This is a genomic window from Terrabacter sp. 2RAF25 (assembly GCF_052115265.1).
Classification (GTDB): domain Bacteria; phylum Actinomycetota; class Actinomycetes; order Actinomycetales; family Dermatophilaceae; genus Terrabacter.
On record NZ_JBFRGJ010000003.1, the window covers coordinates 85,384 to 97,951 of the forward strand.

Below are 12,568 nucleotides of genomic sequence, written 5' to 3' on the forward strand. Positions count from 1 at the left end.
TGCACCCTAGGCATGTCAACCTCCACGTGCACGTGTGCGTCATTTGTCCGTGAGAACGTTGGGTATGCCGACAGGCGAGGTGAGCGAGCCGAGGCCCGCGGACGCCGGTGGGGGCCCCGGACCCGCAGCGTCGCCCAGGGCGTATGCCGCCACCGACCTCCCGACCGACCCCGACGTCGCGATCACCGAGCTCTACCACGCGCACTGGCACCGGCTCGTGCGCCTGGCCTGGCTGCTGCTCCGCGACCAGCTGGCCGCCGAGGACGTCGTGCAGGACGCGTTTGTCGCCACGCACCGCAGCTGGGCGTCGATCCGCGACGGCGGACGCGTGGTCGGCTACCTCCAGACGGCGGTGGTCAACGGCTGCCGCTCGGTGCAGCGACACAACGTGGTCGTCGACCGGCAGAACGCCCGCGACGCCGCAGCGGCCGACGCACCGGGCCGCGACGCGCTCGGCAGCGCCGAGACGCACGTGCTGCACGGCGCCGACCGCGACACCCTCGTCGAGGCCCTGCGCACGCTGCCGACACGCCAGCGCGAGGTCCTCGTCCTGCGCTACTACGGCGGCCTGTCGGAGGCACAGATCGCCCACTCGCTCGAGATCTCCCCCGGCGCCGTCAAGACGCACGCCCACCGCGGGCTGACGGCCCTGCGGCACACCATCGACCCCCTGGAGCTGTCATGAACACCGACCCGAGGCGCCCGGGCGGCCCGCAGCCCGACGACGAGCCGGTCGTCATCGGTTCCGGTCTGCGACCGGTCGAGGACCGCCTGCGGCGCGCCCTCGACTCCGAGGCGCGGTCGATCACGCCCGGCGACCGGCTCGGTGCGATCCTCACCGAGGCGCACGCCGCCGACACGGGCAGCACGGGCCGACACCACCGCTGGCTCGTGCCGGCCGTTGCCGCCGCGGCAGCGGTGCTGCTCGCCGGAACGGTGTGGGCGGTCAACCGGCCGTCGGGCTCCACGCCACCGGCCGCTGCCACGTCGAGCACGGCCGGCACGCCGTCGGCGAGCGCCTCGAGGGGCACACCGTCCACCGGCCCCTCGAGCGTGCCCACGCAGACGGCAAGCGGTCCGACCACCCCGGCCACCACGGGCTCCACGCCACCGACGAGCGCCGCCCCGCCCGTGGCGGTCCCGACGTCGGTGCCGGTCTACTACCTCGGCCCCGTGCGCGAGGGAAGCGACCAGGTGCGGCTCTTCCGCGAGTTCGTGTCGGCTCCCGTCGTCGCGCCCGTCACCCCTGAAGGCAAGGCCCTTGCGGCCCTTCGTCTGGCGATGGGTCCGGCACCCAAGGGCTCGCAGTACGTGTCGGCGTGGACAGGTGTGACGCCGCAGTCGGTGACGGTCGGTGCCGACTCCATCCGCGTACGACTCGCGTCGGGCACCAGCGACGGCGCCACCCTCGCGACCGAACAGCTGGTCTGGACCGTGCAGGCCGCGCTCGGCACGTCTCTGCCGGTGCGTTTCGAGCTGGCCGACGCGAGCCCGGAGGTGTCGCCGGGCCACCCGGCGTCATCGACCTTCAACCGGCCCACCGACCAGCAGGCGGTGCTCGAGCAGGTCGCGCCCATCTGGATCGACGTGCCTGCTCGCAACGGAGTCGTCAGGGCCGGCTCCCCCCTGACCGCCAGGGGCGTGGCCAGCACCTTCGAGGCCGACGTCGAGTGGGAGCTGCTCCGCGAGGGCGTCTCGTTCGAGAAGGGCTTCACCACCGCCACCGCCGGCGCCCCCGCGCGGGGCACCTACGCCATCACGACGAAGAAGCCGCTGACGCCGGGGGCGTACGTGCTCCGCGCCTTCGAGAGCAGCGCCAAGGACGGCTCGGTCGCCTCGGAGCAGCGCATCCCCTTCACCGCCCGCTGAGTTCCTCGATCGAGAGAACACTCCGTCGGCCCAACCCCGCATCGAGAGAGCGATCCGTCCAGAAGGTTGGCATTCTCGAGCGGACGTCCCAATCGAAAGAACGCCCCGTCATCCCGTCCAGACACCTGGGCGAGTGACGGAGCGTACTTTCGATTGAGTTCGTCGATCGAGAGAACACTCCGTCCGCCCAACCCCGCATCGAGAGAGCGATCCGTCCGGAGGGTTGGCATTCTCCAGCGGACGTCCCAATCGAAAGAACGCCCCGTCATCCCGTCCAGGCACCCGGGCGAGCGACGGAGCGTTCTTTCGATTGAGTTCGTCGGTGGGGGTCTGCGTCAGCGCCAGCGGGTGCGGGCGCTGAGGACGGCGAGTGCTGCGGGACCGGCCGACGAGGCACGCAGGATCGTCGAGCCGAGCCGCACGGCCCGGGCCCCGGCCGCGCGCAGGGCGTCGACCTCGCGCTCGGTGATGCCGCCCTCCGGGCCGACGACGAGGAGCACGTCGCCCTCGGTCGGAAGCTCGACGGCGGCGAGTGCCTCGGTGGCGTCCTCGTGGAGCACGAGCGTGAGGGCGGACGTGCGCACCCGGTCGACGAGCGGTGCGAGCCCGACCGCAGGCGATGTCAGCGGCATACGGGACCGGCGGGACTGCTTGGTCGCCCGAGCCACCACCGCCGCCCACTTCGCGAGCGACTTCGCGGCACGGTCGCCGCGCCACACGACGACGGAGCGTTCGGCCTGCCAGGGCACGACCTCGTCGACCCCGAGCTCGGTCGCGGCCTCGATGGCCTGCTCGTCGCGGTCACCCTTGGCCAGCGCCTGCACGAGGACGAACCGCGTGGGGGGCGCAGGTTCGTCGGTGACCTCCAGCACGGTGCCGCGCACCGACGCCCGGTCGACCTCGGTGGCTGCGAGCAGCACGCGCCGCCCCGCGCCGTCGGCGACGAAGTAGCGCTCGCCCACCCGCAGCCGCACGACGGCGCCTGCGTGGCGGCCCTCGTCGCCGTCGAGCAGCAGGGAGGCGCCCTCATGCGCATCGGCGACCGCGGACGGCTCGCCGAGGAAGAGCTGGTGCGTCACCGGGCGCTCACGTGCGGGTCACTTCTCCTTGAAGGCGTCGCGCAGCTTGCCGAAGATCCCCTTGTTCGCGGGCGCGAGGCGCCCCTCGGGTCGCTCCTCGCCACGCAGCGCCGCGAACTGGCGGAGCAGCTCCTGTTGCTCGTCGGTGAGGCGCGTCGGCGTCATGACCGTGGCGTGGACGAGCAGGTCGCCGCGGCCGCCGTGGCGCAGGTGCGTCACCCCCAGCCCGCGCAGCGTCAGCACGTCGCCGCTCTGCGTGCCAGGCCTGATCTCGAGGTCCTGCATGCCGTCGAACGTCGAGAGCTTGAAGCTCGTGCCGAGCGCGGCAGCGGCCATCGGCAGCTCGACGCTGCAGTGCAGGTCGTCGCCACGCCGGGTGTAGGTCTCGTGGTTGACGACGCGGATCTCGACGTAGAGGTCGGCAGCGGGCCCGTTGCCGGGGCCCACCTCTCCCTCGCCGGTGAGCTGGATTCGGGTGCCGGTGTCGACGCCGGCCGGCACCTTGAGCTTGAGCGAACGGCGGGTGCGCACGCGGCCGTCGCCGGAGCAGTCGTGGCACGGGTCGGTCAGGGTCGAGCCGAAGCCCTGGCAGTTGACGCACGGGCGCGAGGTCATGACCTGGCCTAGGAAGCTGCGCTGGACCTGCTGCACCTCACCGTCGCCCTTGCAGATCGGGCAGGTCTGGCGGCCGGTGCCGGGCTCGGCGCCGTCGCCGTCGCAGCGCGTGCAGCCCACGGCGGTGTCGAGGGTCAGCTCCTCCTCGGAGCCGAAGACGGCCTTGGCCAGGTCGAGGTCGAGGCGCACGAGGGCGTCCTGGCCGCGCTGCATGCGCGGACGGGGGCCGCGCGTGCCGGCCGTCGCTCCCGCCCCGAAGAAGGCGTCCATGACGTCGCTGAACGAGAAGCCCTGCCCCGCCCCGAAGCCGGCACCGCCACCGCTGGCGAACGGGTCGGCGCCCATGTCGAAGGACTGGCGCTTCTGCGGGTCGGACAGCACGTCGTAGGCCTGCGACACCCGCTTGAACTCCTCCTCCGCCTCGGCGCCGGGGTTCACGTCGGGGTGCAGCTTGCGGGCGAGTCGACGGTAGGCCTTCTTGATCTCCTCCTGGCTCGCGTCGCGCGAGACACCGAGGACGGCGTAGTAGTCGTTCAAGCTGGGATTCCTTTGGTACGTAGTGCTTTCGGTTCGGCGCAGCGTTGCACCGGCAGCTGGTCGCGGGTTCTGCAGGTCGAAACGGTCAGGTGGCCTTGTTGTCGTCGAGGATCTCGGACACGTAGCGGGCGACCGCACGCACCGACGCCATCGTCGTGGGGTAGTCCATGCGGGTGGGGCCGAGCACCCCGAGGCTGGCCACGCGCTCGGAGCCGGACCCGTAGCCGACGGACACGAGCGACGTGCTCTGCAGGCCCGTCACGGGGTTCTCGGAGCCGATGCGCACCGACACGAGATCGGGGTCGTCACCCAGCTGGCCGAGCAGGCGCAGCAGGGTCACGTGCTCCTCGAGGGCCTCGAGGATCGGGCCGATCGTGCGGGGGAAATCGGCGCCGGCCCGGGCGAGGTTGGCCTGGCCGGCCAGCACGACGCGCTCCTCGCGCTCCTCGACGAGCGCGTCGCCGAGGGCAGAGACCACGGCTCGCATCGCGGCCCGGTCGGCCTCGTCGGTGTCGTCGACGAGGCGCCGAAGCCGCGTCGCGGCGACGGTGAACGGAACGCCCGCGGCCACGTCGTTGATGCGGGCGCGGATCGAGGCCACGAGCGCCTCGCCGTCGGGGTCCGACAGCACCCGGCCCGTGTCGACGACGCGCTGCTCGACGCGCCCGGTGTTGACGATGAGGACGATCATCAGGTGGGACGAGCCCAGCGGGACGAGCTCGATGTGGCGGACGGTCGACCGGGTCAGCGAGGGGTACTGCACGACGGCGACCTGCCGCGTCAGGCTGGCGAGGAGGCGCACGGTGCGGTCGACGACGTCGTCGAGGTCGACGGCGCCCTCGAGGAACTGGCTGATCGCGCGCCGCTCGCCCGAGCTCAGGGGCTTGACCGCGCTGAGCCGGTCGACGAAGACGCGGTAGCCGGCGTCGGTGGGCACCCGGCCGGCCGACGTGTGCGGCGCGTGGATGAGGCCCTCCTCCTCGAGAAGGGCCATGTCGTTGCGGACCGTCGCCGCGCTCACCCCGAGGTGGTGCCTCTCGACGAGCGCCTTGCTGCCGACCGGCTCGGAGGTGTGCACGTAGTCCTGCACGATGGCGCGGAGCACCATCAGCCTGCGGTCCTCGCTCATCACGTACCTCCTTCACGATCTCGGCCACCCGCGCGACCCGCGGTGGGCGGTGGTGGGCCACGGGTGCGGCCACGGGTGCGGCCACGAACGCTGCACCGGCGCCTCGTCTGGCACTCTCGCTCAGCGAGTGCCAAGTCTACGTCGTGGCGCGCGGATCTCCGATTTCATCCAACCGTATGCCGCCCTCCCCCCGTCTCGCTGCCCTCCGCGTGGCGCACGCGCCCCGACCCACCCGGACGCATACGCTCGCTTGTCGTGTCCCCCAACGACCGTTACGGATCCGACGTGCTGAGCGGTGACTGGCGCGCCCCGAAGCGGGGTCGGTCCACGCCGACCCCCGCCGAGCCCGACCTCGTCGTCGAGGACGTCGAGACCGGCTGGGTCGGCGCCGTGGTGCGAGTCGAGAAGGCCGGCGGCATGCGCGTCGTGCACCTCGAGGACCGGCGGGGTCGCACGAAGGCCTTTCCGCTCGGCCCGGGCTTCCTCGTCGACGGCGCCCCCGTCACCCTGACTCCGCCGGTGGCCGCGTCGGGAGCGGCCCTGGCCGAGGCGCGCCGGGCTGCGTCGCGCACCGCGAGCGGATCAGTGGCCGTGGCCGGCGCCCGGGCGAGAGTGGCGAGCGGCTCGCGCATCTACGTCGAGGGGCGCCACGACGCCGAGCTCGTCGAGAAGGTGTGGGGCGACGACCTGCGCGTCGAGGGCGTCGTCGTCGAGCTCATGGACGGCGTCGACGACCTGGCCGGCATCATCGCGGAGTTCCAGCCCGGCCCCGGGCAGCGGCTCGGGGTGCTCGTCGACCACCTCGTGCCGGGCACCAAGGAGGCCCGGATCGTCGACCAGGCACGAGCCCTTCCGGGAATCGCCCAGCACGTGAAGATCCTCGGCCACCCCTACGTCGACGTGTGGCAGTCGGTGCGTCCCGAACGCCTGGGCTGGCAGCAGTGGCCGGTCATCCCGCGAGGCACGTCGTGGAAGCACGGCATCTGCGCCGAGCTCGGCTGGGCGCACGGGAGCCAGGCCGACATCGCGAACGCGTGGAAGCGCATCCTCGGCACCGTGCGCACGTACGCCGACCTGGAGCCGACGCTGCTCGCGAGCGTCGAGGAGCTCATCGACTTCGTCACCGAGCCCGGTGCCTGAGCCGACGTCCGCGCGCAGCGAGCCGGGCCGCGCTACTTCTTGAAGTAGCCCTGCACGTCGACGACGAGGTGCGTCACCGCCGTCGTGTGCACGGTGATCGTGCCGTCAGCCCCCACCGGGACCACGACCCAGTTGGTTCTCGTCCGTGTCACCGGCACGGTGAGGTTCGGCGAGGTCGGCCGCGCCAACCCGGTCGGGTAGGCCGTCAGAGAGGCCGTGGCGGCCGGAGTCACGGCCGTGAGGGTCACCGAGACGGCGCTCACCCCGACGGTGGGGACCCCACCGCGGCCGAGCACCGGCACCGTGATGGTGCTGCCGGCCGCCACCTTCGCGGCCGGGGCACCCAGGCCGGTGCGGGTGTCGACGATGCGGGACGGAGCGATGGCCACGTGGTCGGCGCCGGTCCTGAACCAGCCCACGACGTCGACGAGCAGATCGGTCTGCGCGGTCGAGTGGATCGTCACCTTGCCGCCGGCGCCGAGCCGCGAGACCACCATCCCGGTCATCGAGGTGGTGGCGTCGTAGCCGACGTGCGCGGTCACCGGGCGGGCGGACCCCGTCGGGTATGCCGTCAGCCAGCCGGCCGCGGACGGTGCGGCCGCCGAGATGTCGAGCGCCACCGCAGACGCGCCGGTGGCGGGAACGACACCCGCCCCCGCGACGGGGAGGTCGATCGTGCCGCCGGCGGGGACCCGCACCTTCGGGGCGCCGAGACCGGTGCGCGTGTCCACGACACGAGTCGGGGTGACGGGCACCAGGTGACCGGTGGTCGGGTACCAACCGACGACCTCGGCCACGAGGTTCGTCGCGCTGGACGAGTAGAGGCTGACCTTGCCATCGGTCCCGAGCCGAGCCGGGACGAGCTCGCTGACGGTCTCGCCGGCCGCGAACGAGACGCTGCGCGAGCCGGGGCGCACGGCGCCGGACGGGTAGGACGTGAGGTAGCCGGCCGCCGCGGGAACGGCGACCGTGACGTTGAGCATGGCCGTGCCCACCCCACCGGCCGGGATGCCGGCGCGACCGCTGACCTGGACGGCGATCGAGGCGCCGGCGGCCACCTTCGCCGCGGGCGCGCCGAGCCCCGTGCGGGTGTCGAGCACCCGGGTCGGCAGGACCGCGCGGTAGACGTCGGTGTCGATGACGGTCGCGCCCTGGTCCCTGAGGTGGATGAAGCCGTTGGGCCACTTGCCGCCGGTGCGGGTGACCTTGCGCCATCTGAAGTCGCCGCCCCAGTTGTCCTCGGAGACGAGGATCTCGTCGGCTGAGACCACGCGCTCGACGTAGGCGACGTGCCCGGTGGCGGAGAACGAGGTGTTCCACCACGCCACCGAGCCGACCGCGGGGTCGTCGTTGCTGCGGTCGGCGAAGGCCGGTCCCCAGTTGTAGGCGTTGCCCGACAGCGTCGCCGGCTTGACGTTCGGGAGGCCGTTCTGCACGAGCCGGTAGGCGACGTAGTTGGTGCAGTTGTGCCCAGTGGACTGGCGCCACCAGCTCGTCGCGGCGTTCGTCTTGTAGCCCGCGTTCGGGTAGCCGGCCGTCTGGCACGGGTCGTAGCCGGTGCACAGCACGACCCACTCGGCCGAGCGCGCCGGACCGGCCAGTCCCACCGTCCCGACGACCAGCGAGGCGACGGCGACGAGCAGCGCCGCCATCCGGGACCGACCGCTGCCCCTCGGCGTCGACGGGTGCCCGCTGTGCTCGCGGAGGTGGCGCGCCAGTCGCATGAGATCTCCCGTGATCGCCGTGGGTGCTCCCGGAAATCTAGGACATTCGGGCCACACGATCACTGGTTTCCCAGAAATCCCTCGCGACACGCTGAGCGAATTCCACCCCAGGTCGAGATCCATGTGCTAATGACACGGCTGTCATTCGCAGCCGCCCATGGCGCGGTCAGCGACGCCGACGACCCGGCGCCACCACCCGGTCGATCACCTGCTCTTTGAATCGGGTGAACGGCGGCCTGATCCAGGCCGTCGTGTCGGGGCGCGTCGGCATCGTCAGCACGGCCTTGTCGTGGGAGAAGACCTCCACGGATCGCTCCCCGTGGTAGGCACCCATTCCGCTGGCACCCACACCGCCGAAGGGCAGTTCGGGCACGGCCAGGTGCGCCAACGGGATGTTGAAGCCGATCGCCCCCGAGGACGTCTCGCGCACGAAGCGCTCGCGCACGGTCGTGGAGGGGGTGAAGACGTAGAGCGCGAGCGGCTTGTCGCGCCGGTTCACCAGCGCGATCGCGCCGTCGAGGTCTGCGACGGCGACGAGCGGTAGCACGGGTCCGAAGATCTCGTCGCGCATGACGGCCTCGTCGGAGTCGGGGTCGGAGACGTCGACGAGGGTGGGCTCCAGGTAGCGGGTGGGGGCGTCGGACCGGCCGCCCGACACGACGTGCTCGGCATCGAGGAGGCCCGTGAGCCGTTCGAAGTGTCGTGAGTCGACGATGCGGCCGTAGTCGGGCGAACGTGCGGGGTCGTCGCCGAAGGTCTCGCGAATCGCTTCCACGAGAAGGGGTTTCAGCTTCTCGAGCGTCTCGGCGCTGCCAATGACGTAGTCCGGAGCGACGCAGGTCTGCCCGGCGTTGGTGAACTTGCCCCAGACGAGGCGCCGCGCCGTGACAGGCAGGTCGGCGTCGTCGGCGACGTAGGCGGGTGACTTGCCCCCGAGCTCGAGCGTGACGGGGGTGAGGTGCACCGCAGCCGCCTCCATGACGATGCGACCGACGGCGCCGTTTCCGGTGTAGAAGATGTGGTCGAACCGCTCGGCGAGCAGCGCGGTCGTCTCCGGAACCGCGCCCTCGACGACGTGCACGGCATCGGGATCGAGGTGCTCGGGCACGAGCCGCGCGAGCAGGGCGGACGTCGCCGGCGCGTGCTCGCTCGGCTTGAGCACCACGGCGTTGCCCGCGGCGAGGGCCCCGACGAGCGGCGCGAGGGACAGCTGCAGGGGGTAGTTCCACGGGGCGATGACGAGCACCACGCCGAGCGGCTCGCGCACCACCCTGGCCCTCCCCGGTGCGAGGGACAGCGGCACGGGGACGCGCCGGGGCGCGGTCCACGCCCGCAGGTGGCGCAGCGTGTGGTCGATCTCGCGGACGAGGAACCCGGTCTCGGTCACCCAGGCCTCGGTGGCGCTCTTGCCGAGGTCGGCGTGCAGGGCCGACGCGATCTCGGCCTCGTGGTCGACGAGCAGCACCCGAAGGGCCTTGAGCTGGGCGGCGCGCCACGCCCGCGCCTTGGTGCGTCCGGTGTCGAAGGCGCGTCGGGCCGTCAGCACCACCTCGTGCGGGGCTGTCGGACGCGTCTCTGCCGGCGGGGTGAGCACTCGCTCGGTGGCGGAGGTCGCCCCCGTGGCATCCCCCGCCGCGGCCGGGCTTCTGCTCTCGGTGCTGTCGCCGCTCGAGATGCTTCCGGCGTCGGCGGTGCCGCTCGTGGTCGACATGGTCTCGCTCATCGTGCCCTTCCGGTCGGTGCCCCTCAGGACGCGAGGAGCCGGTGCACCACCGTGTCGGCGAGGAGCCGTCCACGCAGGGTGAGGACGAGCCGCGCGTCCCGCAGGGCGGCCGGGCCGTCGAGCAGTCCGTCGGCGATCAGACCGGCCACGGCGGTGCGCCCTGATCCTCGCAGATCCGCGACGGGAAGGCCGTCCACGAGCCGTGTGCCGAGCAGCACACGCTCGTCGTAGCGCTGCTCGTCGGTGAGCCCCTCACGCGCGTGCGCCGGTGACTGCCCCGCACCCAGGCGGGCGGCATACGCGCTCGGGTGCTTGACGTTCCACCAGCGCACCCCGCCCACGTGGCTGTGCGCCCCCGGACCCACGCCCCACCAGTTCGTGCCCGACCAGTAGGCGACGTTGTGGCGGCAGCGCGCCTGCTCGGAGCGTGCCCAGTTGCTCACCTCGTACCACCCGAAGCCCGCCGCCGACAGCAGCTCGTCGGCGAGCTCGTACTTGTCGGCCTCGTCGTCGTCCTCCGGTGCGGGCACGACGCCGCGCCGCACCTGCGCGGCCAGCTTCGTGCCCTCCTCGACGACGAGGGCGTAGGCGGAGACATGGTCGGGCTCGAGGGCGACGGCGGCCTCGAGGCTGCGCCGCCAGTCGTCGAGCGACTCCCCCGGCGTGCCGTAGATCAGGTCGACGCTCACCTGCATGCCGGCATCCCTCGTGGCCGCGACGGCTCGCGCCACGTTCACGGGGTCGTGCGTGCGCTCGAGCGTGTGCAGCACGTGCGGCACGGCCGACTGCATGCCGACCGACACCCGTGTGAAGCCCCCGTCGGCGAGCTCGCGCAGCGACGCAGGCGTCACCGAGTCGGGGTTGGCCTCGGTCGTGACTTCCGCGTCGGGCGCGAGACCGAACCGCTCGCGTATGCCGTCGAGCACCGTCACGAGGTCGCGCGACCGCAGCATGGTCGGCGTCCCACCACCGACGAAGACGGTCGACACCGGCGGCGCCGCGGCACCGAGGACGCCGCGGGCGAGGTCGAGCTCGCGCAGGGCGGCGTCGGCGTAGGTGTCGACGCCGATGCTCACGCCCGGACCCCCGAGCTCGGTCAGCGTGTAGGTGTTGAAGTCGCAGTAGCCGCAGCGCACCGTGCAGAACGGCACGTGCAGGTAGATGCCGAGCTCGGTCGTCGCGAGCTCGGCGAGCGCCGAGGGCGGCAGCTCTCCCGTGCTGGGAGCGGGGTCGCCGTCGGGAAGGGCGGAGGGCGGCATACGCCCATTGTCCCAGCCCGGACGGGGTGACCCGTGCACGCGGGTGGGCGGTGCGACCGGGCGCCGCGCGGTCACCTAGGGTGCAAGGGTGTACCGGCCCAACTGGATCGAGCTCGACGGCGTCGTCAACATGAGAGACCTCGGGGGGATGGTGACCAGCGCCGGCGACGAGGTGCTCCCCCACCGCCTGCTGCGCTCCGACAACCTCCAGGACCTCACGCCGCAGGCCGTCGAGGCGCTCGTGGGCACCTACGAGGTCTCCGACATCGTCGACCTGCGCACGCACGTCGAGGTCGCGAAGGAGGGTGAGGGTCCGCTGCTCGCCGTCGACGGCGTCACGCACCACCACCACACTCTCTACCGCGAGGACACCACCGAGTCCGGGATACCCGCTGCCGAGCGCGCCCTGCCCTGGGAGACGGACGAGCGGCGCGAGGCCGCGGCGGCGGCCGCGGTGGAGCAGGAGCACCGACGCAGCCACGAGCAGTTCTGGTCGGAGCACTACCTCGGTTACCTCGCACAGCGCCCCGACTCGGTCGTGGCCGCGCTGCGCGCCATCGCGACCAGCCGCGGCGCCGCGGTCGTGCACTGCGCGGCGGGCAAGGACCGCACCGGCACCGTCGTGGGGCTCGCCCTGAAGGTGGCCGACGTGCCCGACGAGCTCGTCATCGCCGACTTCGCCGCCTCGGCCGAGCGGGTGGCGGCGATCATGGGTCGCCTGCGGGCCAAGCCCGCCTATGCCGACAACCTCAAGGACAAGACGGTCGCGCAGCAGTCCCCCACCACCGAGACGATGCGGATGCTGCTCGCCACGCTCGACGAGCGCTACGACGGCCCGTTGGGTTGGCTCGCGCAGCAGGGCTGGACGACCGCCGACACCGAGCGGCTGCGGCGCAAGCTGCTCTCGGCCTGAGCCTCAGGGGCGTGGGCTCTGTGGGGCCTGTGGGCTCTGTGGGCTCTGTGGGCTCCGCGGCGTCACGTAGAGGTGGATCGTCCCCTCGACCGTGACGACGCCGTCGGCGCGGGTCGCCGTCACGGTCACAGGCACCTCCGACGGCGCGTCGCCCGCGGCCGGCGACCACGCCCCCGGCTCGGTCACCGCCGTGCAGGTGAGGTCGGTCGTCGACCTGGCGAGGTAGCGCACGTCCATCGCGCGCGGGATCCACCGGTGCGTGGGCGCGATGCTCGCCTCGGCGAGCAGACCCATGGCCGCCTCCAGTCCGTTGCAGGCGGCGATGGCGTGCACGGTGCCGATGTGGTTCTGCACCCGTCGCCGCTTGGGCACCGTGACCACGGCACGGTTGGGCGCCACCTCGACGACCTGGGGCCGAACGGAACGGAAGTACGGCGCCGCCGCACTGAACGCGAGCCCGAAGACGCGCTTTCCCAGCGGGACGTGCTCGAGGCGGCGGTAGAGCGCGTAGGCGTCGATCATGCCGTCAGGTTACCGACTGGTAACAGTGGGTGCCACGCAGCCGTCCGGACGACGGTCG

11 protein-coding genes are annotated in these 12,568 nt (G+C 72.5%); 4 read left to right on the forward strand and 7 right to left on the reverse strand.

The genetic code is table 11. The features are described 5' to 3' along the window. Positions 1-79 precede the first annotated feature (79 nt). Both AB4091_RS09365 and AB4091_RS09370 read left to right on the forward strand, forming a co-directional pair. Entirely contained in the window at positions 80-685 is a 606-nt protein-coding gene (locus AB4091_RS09365; protein WP_442291477.1) for an RNA polymerase sigma factor, read from the forward strand. After that, the gene (locus AB4091_RS09370; RefSeq protein WP_442291478.1) at positions 682-1,869 is read left to right on the forward strand and encodes a Gmad2 immunoglobulin-like domain-containing protein; all 1,188 of its coding nucleotides are present in this window, start codon (positions 682-684) and stop codon (positions 1,867-1,869) included. The genes AB4091_RS09365 and AB4091_RS09370 overlap by 4 nt, the downstream gene beginning before the upstream one ends. Positions 1,870-2,204: 335 nt before the next feature. Here AB4091_RS09370 and AB4091_RS09375 read toward each other — a convergent pair whose 3' ends face one another. The 3 genes from AB4091_RS09375 to hrcA all read right to left on the reverse strand — a co-directional run bounded on the left by AB4091_RS09375 (position 2,205) and on the right by hrcA (position 5,229). Continuing rightward, on the reverse strand, positions 2,205-2,948 hold the full coding sequence (locus AB4091_RS09375; RefSeq protein ID WP_442291479.1) for a 16S rRNA (uracil(1498)-N(3))-methyltransferase: 744 nt from the start codon (positions 2,946-2,948) through the stop codon (positions 2,205-2,207). An 18-nt stretch (positions 2,949-2,966) separates the two neighbouring features. Beyond that, positions 2,967-4,100 carry a molecular chaperone DnaJ gene (dnaJ, locus tag AB4091_RS09380; RefSeq protein WP_442291480.1) on the reverse strand — a complete coding sequence of 378 codons (1,134 nt, stop codon included), beginning with the start codon at positions 4,098-4,100 and terminating at the stop codon, positions 2,967-2,969. 85 nt (positions 4,101-4,185) lie between these two features. After that, a complete protein-coding gene (gene hrcA, locus AB4091_RS09385; protein ID WP_442291481.1) occupies positions 4,186-5,229 on the reverse strand; it encodes a heat-inducible transcriptional repressor HrcA in 1,044 nt (347 codons plus the stop codon). Between the two features lie 255 nt (positions 5,230-5,484). Between hrcA and AB4091_RS09390 the strand changes: the two genes are divergently transcribed. Continuing rightward, the gene (locus AB4091_RS09390) at positions 5,485-6,369 is read left to right on the forward strand and encodes a DUF3097 domain-containing protein (protein WP_442291482.1); all 885 of its coding nucleotides are present in this window, start codon (positions 5,485-5,487) and stop codon (positions 6,367-6,369) included. A 32-nt stretch (positions 6,370-6,401) separates the two neighbouring features. On the opposite strand, the gene AB4091_RS09395 is transcribed toward AB4091_RS09390, so the two are convergent. The 3 genes from AB4091_RS09395 to hemW all read right to left on the reverse strand — a co-directional run bounded on the left by AB4091_RS09395 (position 6,402) and on the right by hemW (position 11,075). Further along, a complete protein-coding gene (locus AB4091_RS09395) occupies positions 6,402-8,093 on the reverse strand; it encodes a CHAP domain-containing protein (RefSeq protein WP_442291483.1) in 1,692 nt (563 codons plus the stop codon). Between the two features lie 166 nt (positions 8,094-8,259). Further along, on the reverse strand, positions 8,260-9,816 hold the full coding sequence (locus AB4091_RS09400) for an aldehyde dehydrogenase family protein (RefSeq protein ID WP_442291484.1): 1,557 nt from the start codon (positions 9,814-9,816) through the stop codon (positions 8,260-8,262). A 23-nt stretch (positions 9,817-9,839) separates the two neighbouring features. Then, complete coding sequence (gene hemW, locus AB4091_RS09405; RefSeq protein WP_442291485.1) at positions 9,840-11,075, reverse strand: radical SAM family heme chaperone HemW; 1,236 nt, start codon at positions 11,073-11,075, stop codon at positions 9,840-9,842. An 88-nt stretch (positions 11,076-11,163) separates the two neighbouring features. On the opposite strand from hemW, the gene AB4091_RS09410 reads away from it, so the two are divergent. Continuing rightward, complete coding sequence (locus tag AB4091_RS09410; RefSeq protein WP_442291486.1) at positions 11,164-11,988, forward strand: tyrosine-protein phosphatase; 825 nt, start codon at positions 11,164-11,166, stop codon at positions 11,986-11,988. A 3-nt stretch (positions 11,989-11,991) separates the two neighbouring features. On the opposite strand, the gene AB4091_RS09415 is transcribed toward AB4091_RS09410, so the two are convergent. Beyond that, positions 11,992-12,510 carry a hotdog fold domain-containing protein gene (locus tag AB4091_RS09415; RefSeq protein ID WP_442291487.1) on the reverse strand — a complete coding sequence of 173 codons (519 nt, stop codon included), beginning with the start codon at positions 12,508-12,510 and terminating at the stop codon, positions 11,992-11,994. Positions 12,511-12,568 lie beyond the last annotated feature (58 nt).

Bases quoted from the DNA above. Each gene is read 5' to 3' on its own strand.
- hrcA (WP_442291481.1), bottom strand. From the start codon at position 5,229: ATGAGCGAGGACCGCAGGCTGATGGTGCTCCGCGCCATCGTGCAGGAC.
- AB4091_RS09415 (WP_442291487.1), bottom strand. From the start codon at position 12,510: ATGATCGACGCCTACGCGCTCTACCGCCGCCTCGAGCACGTCCCGCTG.
- hemW (WP_442291485.1), bottom strand. From the start codon at position 11,075: ATGCCGCCCTCCGCCCTTCCCGACGGCGACCCCGCTCCCAGCACGGGA.
- AB4091_RS09370 (WP_442291478.1), top strand. From the start codon at position 682: ATGAACACCGACCCGAGGCGCCCGGGCGGCCCGCAGCCCGACGACGAG.
- AB4091_RS09400 (WP_442291484.1), bottom strand. From the start codon at position 9,816: ATGAGCGAGACCATGTCGACCACGAGCGGCACCGCCGACGCCGGAAGC.
- AB4091_RS09395 (WP_442291483.1), bottom strand. From the start codon at position 8,093: ATGCGACTGGCGCGCCACCTCCGCGAGCACAGCGGGCACCCGTCGACG.